This window comes from Lactiplantibacillus sp. C232 (assembly GCF_023806725.1).
GTDB classification, from domain to species: Bacteria; Bacillota; Bacilli; order Lactobacillales; family Lactobacillaceae; genus Lactiplantibacillus; species Lactiplantibacillus plantarum.
Window position 1 is genome coordinate 178,834 of record NZ_JAMSKZ010000002.1, and the last position, 13,340, is coordinate 192,173.

Sequence of the window (13,340 nt, forward strand, 5' to 3'; positions counted from 1 at the left end):
CGGAAAGATTGACGTTAGCGGTTACAATCGTTAGACTAAGGTTAGTAATTGAATATTTTTAAACACTAGGGGTGTCCAAAAATGGGCTGAGATGGTGCTGTAAGTGCCGATCCCTCTGAACCTGTAAGCTCAAACTTGCGTAGGAAAGTGTCACAGCTAATGTTAGCGGCCACTGGATCAATGCATGTTGATTGGTGGCCGTTTTTAATTGGCGTGACGGTCAATGAGGAGGAGAATTGCTATGGAATTACAATTATTGAATACTTTACGGAATCACAATCCGATTGTTTTTAACATTGCCAATTTTGTTACGGTTCAAGACGTTGCCAATGGGCTAAACGCGTTAGGGGCCTCGCCAATTATGTCAGCTGAAGTCCAAGAAGCGGAGACGATGGTCCAAATTGCCGGGGCTGTTTGCATTAATTTAGGAACCCTGACCACCACCCAGATTGATCAAATGCGGGTGGTTGGTAAGCTTGCTAATCAGTATCATAAGCCAGTCGTTCTTGATCCGGTGGCCGTCGGGGCGGTCCCTTATCGAAAAGAAGTCGCGCTAGCATTACTATCTGATTTTCAAGTCGATGTTATTCGGGGCAATGCTGGTGAAATTGCGGCATTGGCAGGCATGGATTGGCAAGCGAAGGGAATTGATGCGGGGAGCGGTCAGGGCGACCTGGTTGAAATTGCTCAAGCTTGTGCACAGCAATTCCAATGCTGTGTCATATTGTCGGGACCTACTGATGTTATTACGGATGGTCAGCGCGTAGTTAAAGTCGCTAATGGTACCCCGCTCTTCCAACGTCACGTGGGCTCGGGCGATTTACTTTCTAGTATCGTCGCGGCTTTTACAGCCGTTAGTCCAACCGACGTTTACCAGGCGGCGCAAGTGGCTTGCTTAGTCTTAGCGGGAGCGGGGGAACTTGTCGCCAGTCAGCTGACGGCCGATCGTCCCGCCACATTTGCCATTGATTTGATTGACCGGCTGAGCTTAGTGACAGTGTCAGAAATTCAAACAATTGCTAAAGTTGATTAAATATAATGAAGGGTCGCGAGATTTAATGAATGAATTTCCACAAGTGGCAACGATTGCTGGTACGGATAGTGGTGGCGGTGCCGGTGTCATGGCCGATTTAAAAACGATGCAGGCACGTCACGTTTTTGGTACCGCGGTAGTCGTTGCCGTGACAGCTCAAAATACATTGGGGGTCCAAGATTTTATGGGAATGCCGACGAAGCTCATTGACGAACAATTTGCTTCGTTAGCAGCTGACTTAGACATTCGCGCTTGTAAAACGGGGATGCTTGCGGATGCTGAACACGTCCATGCCGTCGTTGAGAACTTGAAACGAGTTGATTTTGGGCCGCTGACAGTTGATCCAGTCATGATTGCGAAAGGCGGGGCGGCGTTATTAGCCGCGGATGCGATTAAAACGGTTCGCGACGAACTGCTCCCTTTAGCGACTGTTGTGACACCGAATTTACCGGAAGCGGAACAATTGACCGGACAGTCTATCACTAGCAATCAAGCGATGGTTAAAGCTGGGCATTCGCTACAGGGGTTAGGTGCTGACAATGTCATTATTAAAGGTGGCCATGGTGATAATCCCGATTTAGCTAATGACTTCGTATTGTTGGCTGACGGGACCGCCTTTTGGCTTTCGGCTCCACGGATTGATACGGTGCGGACCCACGGCACGGGAGATACTCTATCGGCATGTATTACCGCCGAATTAGCAAAAGGACGGTCAATGGCTGCGGCCATTAAAACGGCTAAGGCGTACGTTGCTGGGACGATTCAGGATGGTATCCAGGTCGGGTATGGTCATGGCCCGTTGAATCATTGGGCAACCCCAAGTGAGCAGGTGATCGTTCATGACGCTTAAATTTGAACCCACACAATTACGTGCTTATTTTGTGTGCGGGACACAAGACGTGCCGGGACAGGATCTGAATGTGGTCGTCCAAACGGCCTTGGATGCAGGCATCACGGCATTTCAATACCGAGATAAAGGCAATAGCCAGTTGACTACGGCTGAGCGTTTTGCATTGGGGCAGCAGCTGCGGGAACGCTGTGCGCAAGCGCATGTTCCCTTTATCGTCGATGATGATGTCGAGCTGGCACTCGCACTGCAAGCAGATGGGATTCACGTTGGTCAAAAGGACGACCGGGTGACACAAGTTATTCAACGGGTCGCTAATCAAATGTTTGTCGGTTTGTCTTGTTCAACCTTAGCTGAAGTGCGGATTGCTAACCAATTGGAAGGCATTGCCTATCTTGGTAGTGGTCCCATCTTTCCAACGACATCTAAGGCCGATGCGGATCCAGTAGTCGGTCTGACGGGCTTGCGACAATTAGTCGTGACTGCAACTTGTCCCGTTGTCGCCATTGGCGGAATTACTGTCGCGCAATTGCCAGCTATTGCGGCTACTGGTGCGGCTGGCGCTGCGGTGATCTCAATGTTAACGCGTAGTCCCGATATGGCTGCCACGGTCAAGGCGATGCTAACGGCTACGGAGGGTCACTGATGAAACATGACGGGATTTTTCGGAGCCAATTTTTACTGTGGCTCGGTGCGGCTATCTCAATTGCCGAAATCTTAACAGGTACGCTGATGGCACCACTGGGGCTGACACGCGGATTGGCTGCGATTGTATTGGGGCACTTGATCGGCTGTGGCCTGTTCTTGGTTCCAGCCGGCTATTTGGGGGCTAAATTACACCAGTCCGCGTTAGCGTCAGCCCAACTGGCTTTTGGTCGCGGCGGGGTGTTACTAGCGTCAGGACTCAACGCCTTGCAACTCGTTGGCTGGACGGCGGTGATGATCGTCAATGCTCAGTTAGCCATGAACAGTATTAGTGGAAAGCTATTTGGCTTTCGAAGTCCGCTATTAATGGCAACCATCGTGGCGATTTTGATTATTGCGTGGTTGCTCATGGGTAGTCAGTTACTGTTCAAAATCAACAATGCCGTTGTGGGCTTGTTGGTGCTCGGGACGGTGTTAATGCTCGTAATGGTATTTATGGCACCGACAACTAGTCAGTCGGTATCACCGACTAGTATGACGTTTGGGCAAGCAGTGGAATTGAACGTTACGATGGCACTCTCATGGTTGCCACTAATTGGTGATTATACCCAGCGTGTTGATCGTCCTTTACCAGTCGCACTAGTCAGCGCGGGTGGCTATATGTTAGGCAGTTTAGTGATGTTTGTGACGGGGCTATTAGTTGTGTTACGGACAGGGCAAACTGATATCACGGCATTGCTGACGCGGTCCGGTTTAGGATTGGTTGCATTGCTGATTATCGTTTTCTCAACGGTGACGACGACATTTTTAGATACTTATTCGGCCGCCACGAGTTTGGCTAATCTGACCGGTAGCCGCCATGTTAATCGATTAGCCGTTGGTGTGACGGTAGTTGGGCTATTGATTGCGCTGACGGTTGCCATGACGTATTATCAGAACTTCCTGTATTTGATTGGTTCGGTCTTCACACCGCTATATGCTATTATCTTCGTCACGTACTTTGTGCGGCACGCTACGTTACCATACTGGTTGAACTTTTGCTGGTGGGTTGTGGGGATTGTCGCCTATTATCAGTTACAGGCCATTGATTTCATTGGTGGCACGACGTATTAGTATTGGTTGGGCTGAGCATCGCCGTCTGGTTGACGGGAATTATCGTCAAACCAACTGCACTCGGATATCGCGAGCTTAGTCATTGACAATTAGATGTAAAAAGTAAATGATAATCCCATTGGTAATGCGCATGTTACCGTGGGATTTTTTTGAGAGAGGGCGACAGAATGGTTAAACCGATAATTGGAATCGCACCAGGCGTTGTGACAGTGAACAGCCAGATGTTCCCGGGGCGGGTCCGTGATTATGTGAATCGTGATTATTTGAAATCAGTAACGGATAATGGCGGTGTGCCATTGGTATTACCGGTAACGACAGACGCAACGACGATTGAACGGTACGTTGGAATGATCGATGGTCTACTACTTTGTGGTGGTGCAGATGTGGCCCCATTGACGTATGGGGAGGAACCCCAGCCTAAATTGGGTGGGGTAGATCCGGAACGGGATCAGTATGAAATTGCGCTGATTCGTGCCACCCACGCCGTTGGTAAACCGGTGCTCGGTATCTGTCGGGGCTTACAAATCTTAAACGTGTGCTATGGTGGCAATCTTTATCAGGATATGAGTGAACTGCCAGCTGGTCAGGGTACCTTAAAGCACATGCAAGGACAATTGGCCGCTTACGGCATGCATCACGTGAAGGTCGTACCTGGTACGACCTTAGCTGAATATTTAGGCACCACTAGTGACGCAATCGCGATCAATTCATTTCATCATCAGGCCGTGAAACAGGTGGCAACGGGCTTTCAGGTGGTGGCCCAAAGTGCGGATCAGGTTGTTGAAGCAATTGAGGCGACAGCTGGTGGTCTACAGTTGGGTGTCCAGTGGCATCCGGAAATGATGCAACAGGTAAACTCCATGCAGGCGCGGTTATTTGCGGCGTTTGTGCGGGCTTGTGTGGCGTAGATAGCATTGACTAGCAAATTAATAAAATAGGCGTGGTTATTCTGAATTGTAGGATAACCACGTTTTTAATGTGCAGCCGCAAAACTAATGAATGTTTCACGTGAAACATCTGAAATGGTGTTGGCAACTAGATAACTAATCCAAGATATTGTAAGCTGACGTGTAAAACAATTCGTAAAGCTGTTAATACTGGCAACGCTTTCGTATAATGGAATAAAGTTATTGTTAAGGGGGTGACCGCTATGGAACGAATTGAAGCTGGCATGAGCGTAATGACGTTGAAGAAGCAGACCTATCGGGTTATCGCTGTGATTAATCAGGGGCAAGAACTGTTAGTTCGCGCCCACGAACCAGAAACAGCTGACATTGAAATAATTCCAGTGACTACAGTTGTTCAAGTAACTGAACAAAATTCAACAGGCGATGCAGCCGTCGCATTGGATACAGTCACGGTCGTTGGCGAACGGTATGTCGATGATATTGTGGCAACGTTAACGACGCTCAGAGTGGGTATGGCGGTGTTGCTCCAGCGAGAAAGTGGCAATCAATACGATGATAATGCCATCTCAGTGTGGACGTTGCAACATGCTAAGTTAGGCTACATTGCCCGGTATCAGAACCAGCCGTACGCGACACTGATGGATCAGGGGCAACGATTGTATGGCATCGTGACGGTATTGGATCAGCAAAAACAGCATCTTGAATTGATGCTATGGCGGACTACTGCAGTCCCAAGTCCGATTGAGGCGTTGCAAATCCGCCAACGATTGGCTAAGCCGAGGACAAATTTAGGGGCGGTGCCAACGCATTCGTTACAGACACCGTTAGGAACAATTGTCATGATGTGCAATGGTCACCCGATTAAGTATCATCAGGTTCCGTTATCGCCATGGTTGACGCCCGCTGATGAATTACACGTCACCAAACGTTATCTATTAACGCCTGATTGGTCACAAGTGCCGCCGGACAGCCTCATTACTTGTCAAGTGACGGCGAAGGCCGACGTGGTTCAGCGGTGGCAAAATGAACACATTTCAGCAGCGGTCTTAACGAACGCTAGTAGCTTTTATGTGGTTGGTATCAGTGCTCAAACCAAGACGGGGCTGAATGATAACTTGGTCGATGATGCTGCGCAACCCGCGGTTATTTACCGAGTTGGCCAGGTTAGTGCACATATGCAGGCCGGCTTCATGGTCAGCTGGGCGCCGTTTGGTGATCCGCGCGTACAACCAGCACTGAAATTAGCATTGCACTTCTCCTCACAACCGCTAGTTCCTTACCATCCAGTAACACCTAGTCGCACCAACGCGACGTTTACGCAGCAAGAGTTGGCAGCCTTGTTAGTCTCCGCATTACCAAATTATCAGGGTGGTCAACGCCTAGAACCAAGTGTGACAACGATAACGGTAGAAAAATTGCGGCAGACGTTAGGTGATCAGACGTATCATGCGCTGGCGAATTATCAGCGTCATGTTCAGCTAGTTGCGGGTAGTACGGAAGGTGTCAACGAGACCTTGTTACAGGCGTTGATTCATGCAGTCACGTATCATGAGTTGACGACCATGCACTACTACCAGCCGACTGTAGGGATGGTCGACCAGGTTATTTATCCGATTCAATTATTTAGCACCACGACTAAGGATGAGGATGATGCGCAATTAGTGGGTTGCTTAGCGCTTTACAATTACGAAACGTTTGAAATCCAACAGGTGCCGCTGACGGCAATTGCTCGTATCGCAATTATTGCCGATCCGGAGCATCCCCAGACAACACCGGAGACGGAAAGTCCGGATTGGTTACGCATATTTTTACATGGGTGGAATGACGATTTTTGAACGAACAGTCAAAAATTAATTTGCTTACGACTTATAAGTATTCGTGATACAAGCCAGATTGAATTCGATAAAAAATCCCGCTGAGGCTTTAAACTCAGTGGGATTTTTGGTTAGGTTATTTGGTTGCCGAATGGGTCTGTAAATATTCCTGGGCGGCGTGAATCATATCTGCATTTTGTTGATTTAACAATGGCGGCAAGTTGTCGAAGTCAAAGTAGTCGAGTTTGAGTGTTTCATCAGTGGCTTGGGTCAGAACGTGGCCGCCAATGGGTTTTACAAGAAAGAGTGCACTGATTGTTTGAGCTACATCGCCGTTAGGATAGGCCGTCTCGCCTTTATCAAAGATGCCGATGCGATCAACAACTTCGACATCAATGCCACTATCTTCCTTATATTCCCGCAAGCAGGCCGTGGCATACGTCTCACCGTATTCTAGATAGCCACCGGGTAAACTCCAGTTATGCGTATCGGTACGAAGGTTCAGCAAGACTTGTTGCTGATCGTTGACTAAAATACCAGCGGCCGTATTCAAAATGATTGGTTTGTGACCAACCAAAGCCCGAATTTCTTTAATGTAATTTGCCATGACGAAACCTCGTTTCTAGTTTAATTACCCTTATTATACCGATAATTCTGACTGAAAGCTGTTTGTTGATAAATTTATACGAAGCATGCTCGAACCGCGTTAGAGCAAGTACATACTGACTATGTGTTACTAAATCCGTTTGCGTCGGTGCACTTTTTTAGCTAAGATAAAAGCTATATACTGTCAGCCGTGATAGTGTGAGTTCTTTGATTTTATGAAAAGAGAGTAATTTATGCAGAGAAAATTAAGTACGGGCCAGATGCAAATGATTGCACTGGGCGGCACGATCGGAGTGGGCCTATTTATGGGATCCAGCTCAACGATCAAGTGGACCGGGCCGTCAGTGCTAATTGCGTACATCGTATCAGGGGCCTTTCTATACCTGATTATGCGGGCACTAGGTGAGATGCTGTATGTCGATCCGAATACCGGTTCGTTTGCCAAGTTTGCTTCTGAATATATTCACCCCGTTTTTGGATACTTGACGGCTTGGAGCAACATTTTTCAGTTCGTCGTTGTTGGGATGAGTGAAATGATTGCACTAGGCGGCTACTGCCGGTATTGGTGGCCGAACTTGCCAGATTGGATTCCGGGCCTAATTGCCATTGTATTCTTATGTGCGGCCAACCTTATCTCGGTTAAAATGTTTGGGACACTGGAAACCTGGTTCTCACTTATTAAAGTGGTGACGATTATTCTGATGATTATTGCCGGTTTAGGTCTGATTATTTTTGGTATTGGTAACGGCGGTCATCCAATTGGAATCAGTAACCTGTGGACCCATGGTGGTTTCTTCACTGGTGGGGTGAAGGGCTTTGTCTTCGCACTAGCAATTGTGTTGGCGTCGTATCAAGGGATTGAATTGATTGGAGTCACAGCTGGTGAAGCTGAAAATCCACAAAGCACGATCGTTAAAGCGATTCGTTCAACGGTTGCCCGGATTTTAATCTTTTACGTGGGTGCCATCTTCGTAATTGTCAGCATTTACCCCTGGGATAAGTTAAGCCAGATTGGTTCACCGTTTGTACAGACATTTGCCAAAATTGGGATTACCGCTGCGGCTTCGATTATCAACTTCGTGGTTATTACGGCTTCCTTATCGGGAACAAATTCTGGAATTTATAGTGCGAGTCGAATGACTTACACGTTGGCGGAAAGTCACCAGTTACCAAGGAAGATGACTTTATTAAATCGTCATGGAGTACCATTTTATTCCGTTATTGCGATTGCGACTGGGATTCTAATTGGAGTCGTCTTGAATGTTGTGTTACCAATGTTTTTCAAGGATGCTAGCGAGATTTTCGTGATGGTTTACAGTTCGAGTGTCTTGCCCGGTATGGTACCGTGGTTTGTTATTCTAGTGAGTCAAATTGCGTTCCGTAAGCAAAACGCAGCCAAGATGGCGAACCATCCTTTTAAAATGCCATTATCACCCTATTCAAATTATTTAACGTTGGCCTTCCTCGCGTTAACACTGGTCTTCATGTTTATTAATCCGGAAACGCGCTACTCAATTTTAGTCGGTGTTGTATTTCTGGTCATCATGACATTGATTTATTTCCGTAAATACGCCGGTAACAAGGAAGAAACGTTGTAATCAAGAGTACTTGCCAGTAAATGGTAAGTGCTTTTATTTTGGGCTTTTATTGCGTTAAAATTAGATATCAATATAATTATCAGGAAAAGTGGTGGCACGATGGTCAAGCAAGGACATTATGCAAAAGTCAGTAAACAGAAACGGTTACGACAATTAAAGCAACGACGTCAGGCCCAGGAGAAGCGGGCGGTTATGCCAGAAATGGTTAGCGAATTTTTGCAAGTGCGTTACCATCTGACACAAGCGGCAAAACAGCGGCCGGTGATGCGACAGATGATGCAACGTTTTATGGCACAGTGGTTAGCCGCAGGGCAAGCAGAATTGAGCGCCAATGGTCAGACAACGTGGTCAGTAGTGGCATTGACGAAGCAAACGTTACAGACCTTTAATCGGCAGTTACCGTGGCAGGGGTATGCCTTAGTTGACCAGGAAATGGCGCGCTGGACGGCTTTTCTGAACAAGGAAGTGCCAGCTGTGCCGTTAAGTGAGCGGATTACGTTAACTGAGGCACTGTCCCCAGCGACGTGGCAGGCCTGCCTATCAGAGCAATTAGCAATCAATGCCCTATTAGCATTAACTGGTGATTCACGACAATTGGGCCAAATAACGACTGAGCAAGTACGACAGCTACAAACCAGTATTCAAACAGCGACGGGGATTGATTGGGAAAAGGTTGCTCAGTTGCTTGATTCGACAGTAATTGCCCAGAATACACTTTCCGAAGCTGGGCTGGATGACAAAACGCACCAATGGCTAGAAAAATTAAAGAAGCTAACGCCACAAGATTTTAACGACCATGTTGAATGAATAGTCAAAAAGGAGGATGGTGAAATGCGTTTTATCACGTCAGATCACGTTCAGTTAGATTATACGGATGAAGGCCAGGGGCAGCCAATCGTTATTTTGACGGGATTTGGTGGCGCTAAGGATATTTGGCGCGCTCAAATCCCGGTACTGATTCAGGCGGGCTACCGGGTCATTAATTTAGATGGGCGGTGCCAAGGTTTATCCGAGCACACGGCGAAAGGCTTACGTATGAGTCGTCGCGCGGTGGATGCGCATGAATTGATTGAAAAATTACAACTCGAACAACCAATTTTACTCGGTAATTCGATGGGGGCCGCGACTTGGTTTGCGTACGTGTCATTGTATGGTGATACAGGAATTAAGGCCCTGATCGACGTGGATCAAACGCCGCGGATGATCAATACACCGCACTGGCAATATGGGTTCAAACAGGTTCAATGGCAGGATATTCCGGACTATTTTAGAATGCCGCTGGGACACTCAACGTTTAAGCACATCGATGATGCGACGTATGCGCGCGTCAAGGCAGTAGAAGCGCAGGCACCGTTCGATGCGAAATTAATGTTTCCATTGTTGGTTAACCACGCGGTTCAGGATTGGCGGGATGTGATCCGCCAATTGACCGTACCGTTCTTGATCATTGCGGGCGCCAAGTCACCGTTCTTCAATCCCGACTTTGCGGCAGTGACTGCTCAAATGGCACTACGAGGACAGAGTGTGGTCATTCCGGAAGCTGGTCATATCGTGATGGCGGAACAGTCGGCAGCATTTAATAAGGCGTTGTTGGAATTTTTGGCGACGTGCTAAACGAAAAACACTTTTAACACCTGTATTAAAGGTGATATTACAGTCTTGAATAGTAGTCATATCAAGCAGGTTTAGAATAACATAATGTATTGTGTTGTCTTGAATAACGGCCACATCAAAAACAGTTTCACAATACTAAAAAAGGCTCACCAACTAAAACAGGTTGGTGAGCCTTTTCGATTTATTGACTAATTACTAATCAATCACGCCATCTTTTCCCATCCATCGGAACCGAATAAACTTCCCGACCTCGGTCACAATCAAGACGACGATCCCACAGATAATCGGGATGCCCCAACCATACCAGAAGTTGATGCTAGTCGTATGGAAGACGGATTGCATGAATGGTAGGTAAATGATTCCCAGTTGTAAGAGAATCAGAATACCAATGATGTAGAACGCCATCTTATTTTGGAAGAAGTACTTGGAAATGACGGGGTGGTCATTCCGCAAGTTGAAGAGGTAGAAAATCTTACCAAAGATGATGATGTTCAGTGACATGGTACTACCGACGACATTTGGTAATCCAAGTGCGGTCAAGTAGTTGTAGGCGAAGATCCCCAATCCAGAAATTAGGAAGGAGACATAGCCGATTTCAAAGTAATCTAATTTTGACAACAACCCAGACTTAACATTCCGGGGACCCCGGGCCATGATGCCGGCCTCGGGTGGCTCAAAGATGAACGCAAACTGGATGGTCAGCGCGGACACCATATTGATCCACAGTAATTGCGTCGGGTACAGCGGAAGTTCGTGGCCCATTAAAATACTAATGATGACAACGAGGCCTTCCGCGAAACTAGTTGGGAGTAAGAAGCGAATCGTCTTACGAATGTTATCGAAGACGTGGCGCCCTTCACGAACGGCGGCGACGATATCAGCAAAGTCATCATCGGCCAGGACCATATCGGCGGATTCCTTAGCAACTTCGGTCCCCTTGATTCCCATAGCAACCCCAATATCGGCTTGCTTGAGGGCCGGGGCGTCGTTGACCCCATCGCCAGTCATCGAAACGACGTGATTATTGGCCTGTTGGGCACGAACAATCCGTAATTTGTTATTCGGTGTTGCCCGTGCGAAGACGTTATAATCATCGATGTGTGCTTGTAACTGCTGATCGTCCATCGCGTCGATTTCAGGACCAGTAATCGCTTTGACATTGGCGGCCAAGTTCAACTTGTTGGCAATTGCCATCGCCGTATCAGGGTGGTCCCCCGTAATCATTTTAACTTGCACGCCCGCTTGCCGTAATTCGGCGATCGCGGTAGCCGCTTCTTCACGAGGCGGGTCAATGATTCCGACTAAGCCAGCTAAATGCAGCCCACCAATGGCTTGTGCATCAATGGTAGTCACGTCATCATCGACTTCTTGGTAAGCCAGCGCCACCACGCGCAAACCATCAGCGGTTAAGTCGTCCATGGCGTCATCCCAGTATGCCGTTTGGTTAGCTTGGTCAGTTAAACGCAGGACAGTCGCGGGTGAGCCCTTGACCATTAGTAAGCGTTGACCATCTAAGTCGGCCAGGCGAGCAGAAAAACGGAAGGCGGAATCGAATGGTAGCGAGTCAACTTCTTCAACCTCAGGATCATGACCAGTCATTTTACGATACAGCGTCGTCAAGGCACCATCGGTTGGTTCACCGGTCAGTTCCCAGCGATTGTTTTCGAAGTGTAGCTCGGCGTCGGTCGTTTGGCCGGCAATCTTAACGAGCCATTCCATCGCGTTATCTTGGTGCCAGTCGACTTTGTTGCCATTGAGCTTGAGATGGCCATCGAAGTTAACGCCACCATTATCATCATAACCGACCCCCGTCACATCAAACGTATGCTCAGGCGTCACGACCTTAGTGACCGTCATTTCATTTTTCGTCAACGTCCCAGTCTTATCGGTGTTAACGATATCTACGGCACCTAAAGTTTCCACGGCGGGTAGTGACTTGACAATGACGTTTTTCTTCGTCATCTGCCGGGTTCCCATGGCTAAGACCACCGAGGTACTAGCGGGCAGTCCTTCTGGCATAGAACCAACGACCATCGTAATAACCGCAATTAGTAAAGTTGGCAAACTATAGGTATCCATGACCATTCCTAATAGGAATAATAGGACGGCTGCCACCACGATGGCGATGGATAAGCCAACCCCCAGTGAGTTCAGATTACGCATCAGTGGGGTAGTGGTTTGTTTGACGTCGCTAACAGACTGCTGGATATGACCGATTTCGGTATCTTCGGCGGTAGCCGTTACGATTCCGACGGCCGAACCGCTAGTCACCGCGGTTGACGCGTAAACCATATTCTTACGGTCAGCCAAAGCTGGCGTGGTCTCAGTAATCGGTTCTTCTTGTTTCTCCACGGGATTAGTCTCCCCTGTCAGCACGGATTCTTGGACGTTAAAGTTATCCGCTGAAATCAAGCGCATATCGGCAGGAACCGCGTCACCGGCTTCTAAGTTGACTAAGTCACCAACGACTAATTCGCGGGCGTCAATTTCCAGTTTTTTTCCATCACGGATGACGAAATTCTTGGAAATCAGCATTTCACGAATCCGTTCTAGCGCGTTGCCAGCTTGGCGTTCTTGGACATAACCAATGATGGCATTGGCAATAATAACCAGTCCAATAACGATAGAATCGGAATAGTGGTGCATGAAGAACGTTAAGACCGCTGCTGCGGCTAAAATGTAGATAATACTGTTATTAAACTGCTTGATGAATTGGACGAACCGAGACGTACGCTTGGTCTCCAGTTCGTTGCGACCGTTATGTTGTAAACGTTCGGCAGCTTCAGCAGTGCTCAATCCATTCTCAGGATCGGTGGCGTACTTTGCGGCTAAGGCTGATTCATCAAGCTGCCATAAGTTATCCGCATCGGGAGGGTTCTGGGTGTCGTTTTGCTCTTCATTAGAGGTTAACGACTGATTGTCATCTTTTATCATTCAATTCGCTCCTTAAAAATAAAGTTATTACCGGTGAGGTTCTGTAAAATCACGACGTTTATTGCGTGTTAAATAGGCCAATTTCGCCACATCCTTTCTTAATTAGCGTTATTATAAATAATATTATATACGAACAATCTAGGTGAAAGCCATTAAAACATTTGACAAATTCATGACAAATTATTGCGTTAGTTGCAATAATATATCAGATTTTGGCTAGTTTGTCGC

At 47.5% G+C, this 13,340-nt stretch carries 10 protein-coding genes, 1 pseudogene and 1 riboswitch; of the genes and pseudogenes, 9 read left to right on the forward strand and 2 right to left on the reverse strand.

Translation table 11 applies throughout. The features are described 5' to 3' along the window. The first annotated feature begins 57 nt into the window (after positions 1-57). Positions 58-163, forward strand: a riboswitch (TPP riboswitch). Between the two features lie 78 nt (positions 164-241). The 6 genes and pseudogenes from thiM to MZO41_RS03175 all read left to right on the forward strand — a co-directional run bounded on the left by thiM (position 242) and on the right by MZO41_RS03175 (position 6,381). Then, positions 242-1,033, forward strand: coding sequence for a hydroxyethylthiazole kinase (thiM, locus tag MZO41_RS03150; RefSeq protein ID WP_011100886.1), 792 nt, complete (start codon positions 242-244; stop codon positions 1,031-1,033). 25 nt (positions 1,034-1,058) lie between these two features. After that, positions 1,059-1,883: a bifunctional hydroxymethylpyrimidine kinase/phosphomethylpyrimidine kinase gene (thiD, locus tag MZO41_RS03155; protein ID WP_022638074.1), complete on the forward strand. Its 825-nt coding sequence runs from the start codon at positions 1,059-1,061 to the stop codon at positions 1,881-1,883. Further along, on the forward strand, positions 1,873-2,526 hold the full coding sequence (gene thiE, locus MZO41_RS03160) for a thiamine phosphate synthase (protein ID WP_013355103.1): 654 nt from the start codon (positions 1,873-1,875) through the stop codon (positions 2,524-2,526). Before thiD ends, thiE begins: the two co-directional genes overlap by 11 nt. Beyond that, positions 2,526-3,724, forward strand: a pseudogene (cytX, locus tag MZO41_RS03165) (putative hydroxymethylpyrimidine transporter CytX). The gene thiE and the pseudogene cytX overlap by 1 nt, the downstream one beginning before the upstream one ends. A gap of 81 nt (positions 3,725-3,805) precedes the next feature. After that, a complete protein-coding gene (locus tag MZO41_RS03170) occupies positions 3,806-4,546 on the forward strand; it encodes a gamma-glutamyl-gamma-aminobutyrate hydrolase family protein (protein WP_011100889.1) in 741 nt (246 codons plus the stop codon). Positions 4,547-4,788: 242 nt separating this feature from the next. Then, positions 4,789-6,381, forward strand: a complete 1,593-nt coding sequence (locus tag MZO41_RS03175; RefSeq protein ID WP_013355104.1) for an HIRAN domain-containing protein — start codon at positions 4,789-4,791, stop codon at positions 6,379-6,381. Between the two features lie 115 nt (positions 6,382-6,496). Here the strand turns inward: MZO41_RS03175 and MZO41_RS03180 are convergent, their stop codons facing one another. After that, positions 6,497-6,967 (reverse strand): NUDIX hydrolase, encoded by a 471-nt coding sequence (locus MZO41_RS03180; RefSeq protein ID WP_003646315.1) that lies wholly within the window; start codon positions 6,965-6,967, stop codon positions 6,497-6,499. A gap of 232 nt (positions 6,968-7,199) precedes the next feature. Here MZO41_RS03180 and MZO41_RS03185 point away from each other — a divergent pair, with 232 nt between their 5' ends. The 3 genes from MZO41_RS03185 to MZO41_RS03195 all read left to right on the forward strand — a co-directional run bounded on the left by MZO41_RS03185 (position 7,200) and on the right by MZO41_RS03195 (position 10,178). Continuing rightward, the gene (locus tag MZO41_RS03185) at positions 7,200-8,564 is read left to right on the forward strand and encodes an amino acid permease (RefSeq protein ID WP_003641725.1); all 1,365 of its coding nucleotides are present in this window, start codon (positions 7,200-7,202) and stop codon (positions 8,562-8,564) included. A 99-nt stretch (positions 8,565-8,663) separates the two neighbouring features. Continuing rightward, entirely contained in the window at positions 8,664-9,371 is a 708-nt protein-coding gene (locus MZO41_RS03190; RefSeq protein ID WP_022638075.1) for a hypothetical protein, read from the forward strand. 24 nt (positions 9,372-9,395) lie between these two features. Beyond that, a complete protein-coding gene (locus MZO41_RS03195) occupies positions 9,396-10,178 on the forward strand; it encodes an alpha/beta fold hydrolase (RefSeq protein ID WP_011100893.1) in 783 nt (260 codons plus the stop codon). Positions 10,179-10,373: 195 nt separating this feature from the next. Here the strand turns inward: MZO41_RS03195 and MZO41_RS03200 are convergent, their stop codons facing one another. Continuing rightward, positions 10,374-13,112 (reverse strand): cation-transporting P-type ATPase, encoded by a 2,739-nt coding sequence (locus MZO41_RS03200; RefSeq protein ID WP_003646318.1) that lies wholly within the window; start codon positions 13,110-13,112, stop codon positions 10,374-10,376. Between the last annotated feature and the right edge of the window lie 228 nt (positions 13,113-13,340).

What these genes read in the sequence shown, in the direction of transcription:
- MZO41_RS03190 (WP_022638075.1), top strand. Translation starts at nt 8,664, where the DNA reads ATGGTCAAGCAAGGACATTATGCAAAAGTCAGTAAACAGAAACGGTTA.
- MZO41_RS03170 (WP_011100889.1), top strand. Translation starts at nt 3,806, where the DNA reads ATGGTTAAACCGATAATTGGAATCGCACCAGGCGTTGTGACAGTGAAC.
- MZO41_RS03185 (WP_003641725.1), top strand. Translation starts at nt 7,200, where the DNA reads ATGCAGAGAAAATTAAGTACGGGCCAGATGCAAATGATTGCACTGGGC.
- thiE (WP_013355103.1), top strand. Translation starts at nt 1,873, where the DNA reads ATGACGCTTAAATTTGAACCCACACAATTACGTGCTTATTTTGTGTGC.
- thiD (WP_022638074.1), top strand. Translation starts at nt 1,059, where the DNA reads ATGAATGAATTTCCACAAGTGGCAACGATTGCTGGTACGGATAGTGGT.
- MZO41_RS03195 (WP_011100893.1), top strand. Translation starts at nt 9,396, where the DNA reads ATGCGTTTTATCACGTCAGATCACGTTCAGTTAGATTATACGGATGAA.
- MZO41_RS03180 (WP_003646315.1), bottom strand. Translation starts at nt 6,967, where the DNA reads ATGGCAAATTACATTAAAGAAATTCGGGCTTTGGTTGGTCACAAACCA.
- MZO41_RS03175 (WP_013355104.1), top strand. Translation starts at nt 4,789, where the DNA reads ATGGAACGAATTGAAGCTGGCATGAGCGTAATGACGTTGAAGAAGCAG.
- MZO41_RS03200 (WP_003646318.1), bottom strand. Translation starts at nt 13,112, where the DNA reads ATGATAAAAGATGACAATCAGTCGTTAACCTCTAATGAAGAGCAAAAC.
- thiM (WP_011100886.1), top strand. Translation starts at nt 242, where the DNA reads ATGGAATTACAATTATTGAATACTTTACGGAATCACAATCCGATTGTT.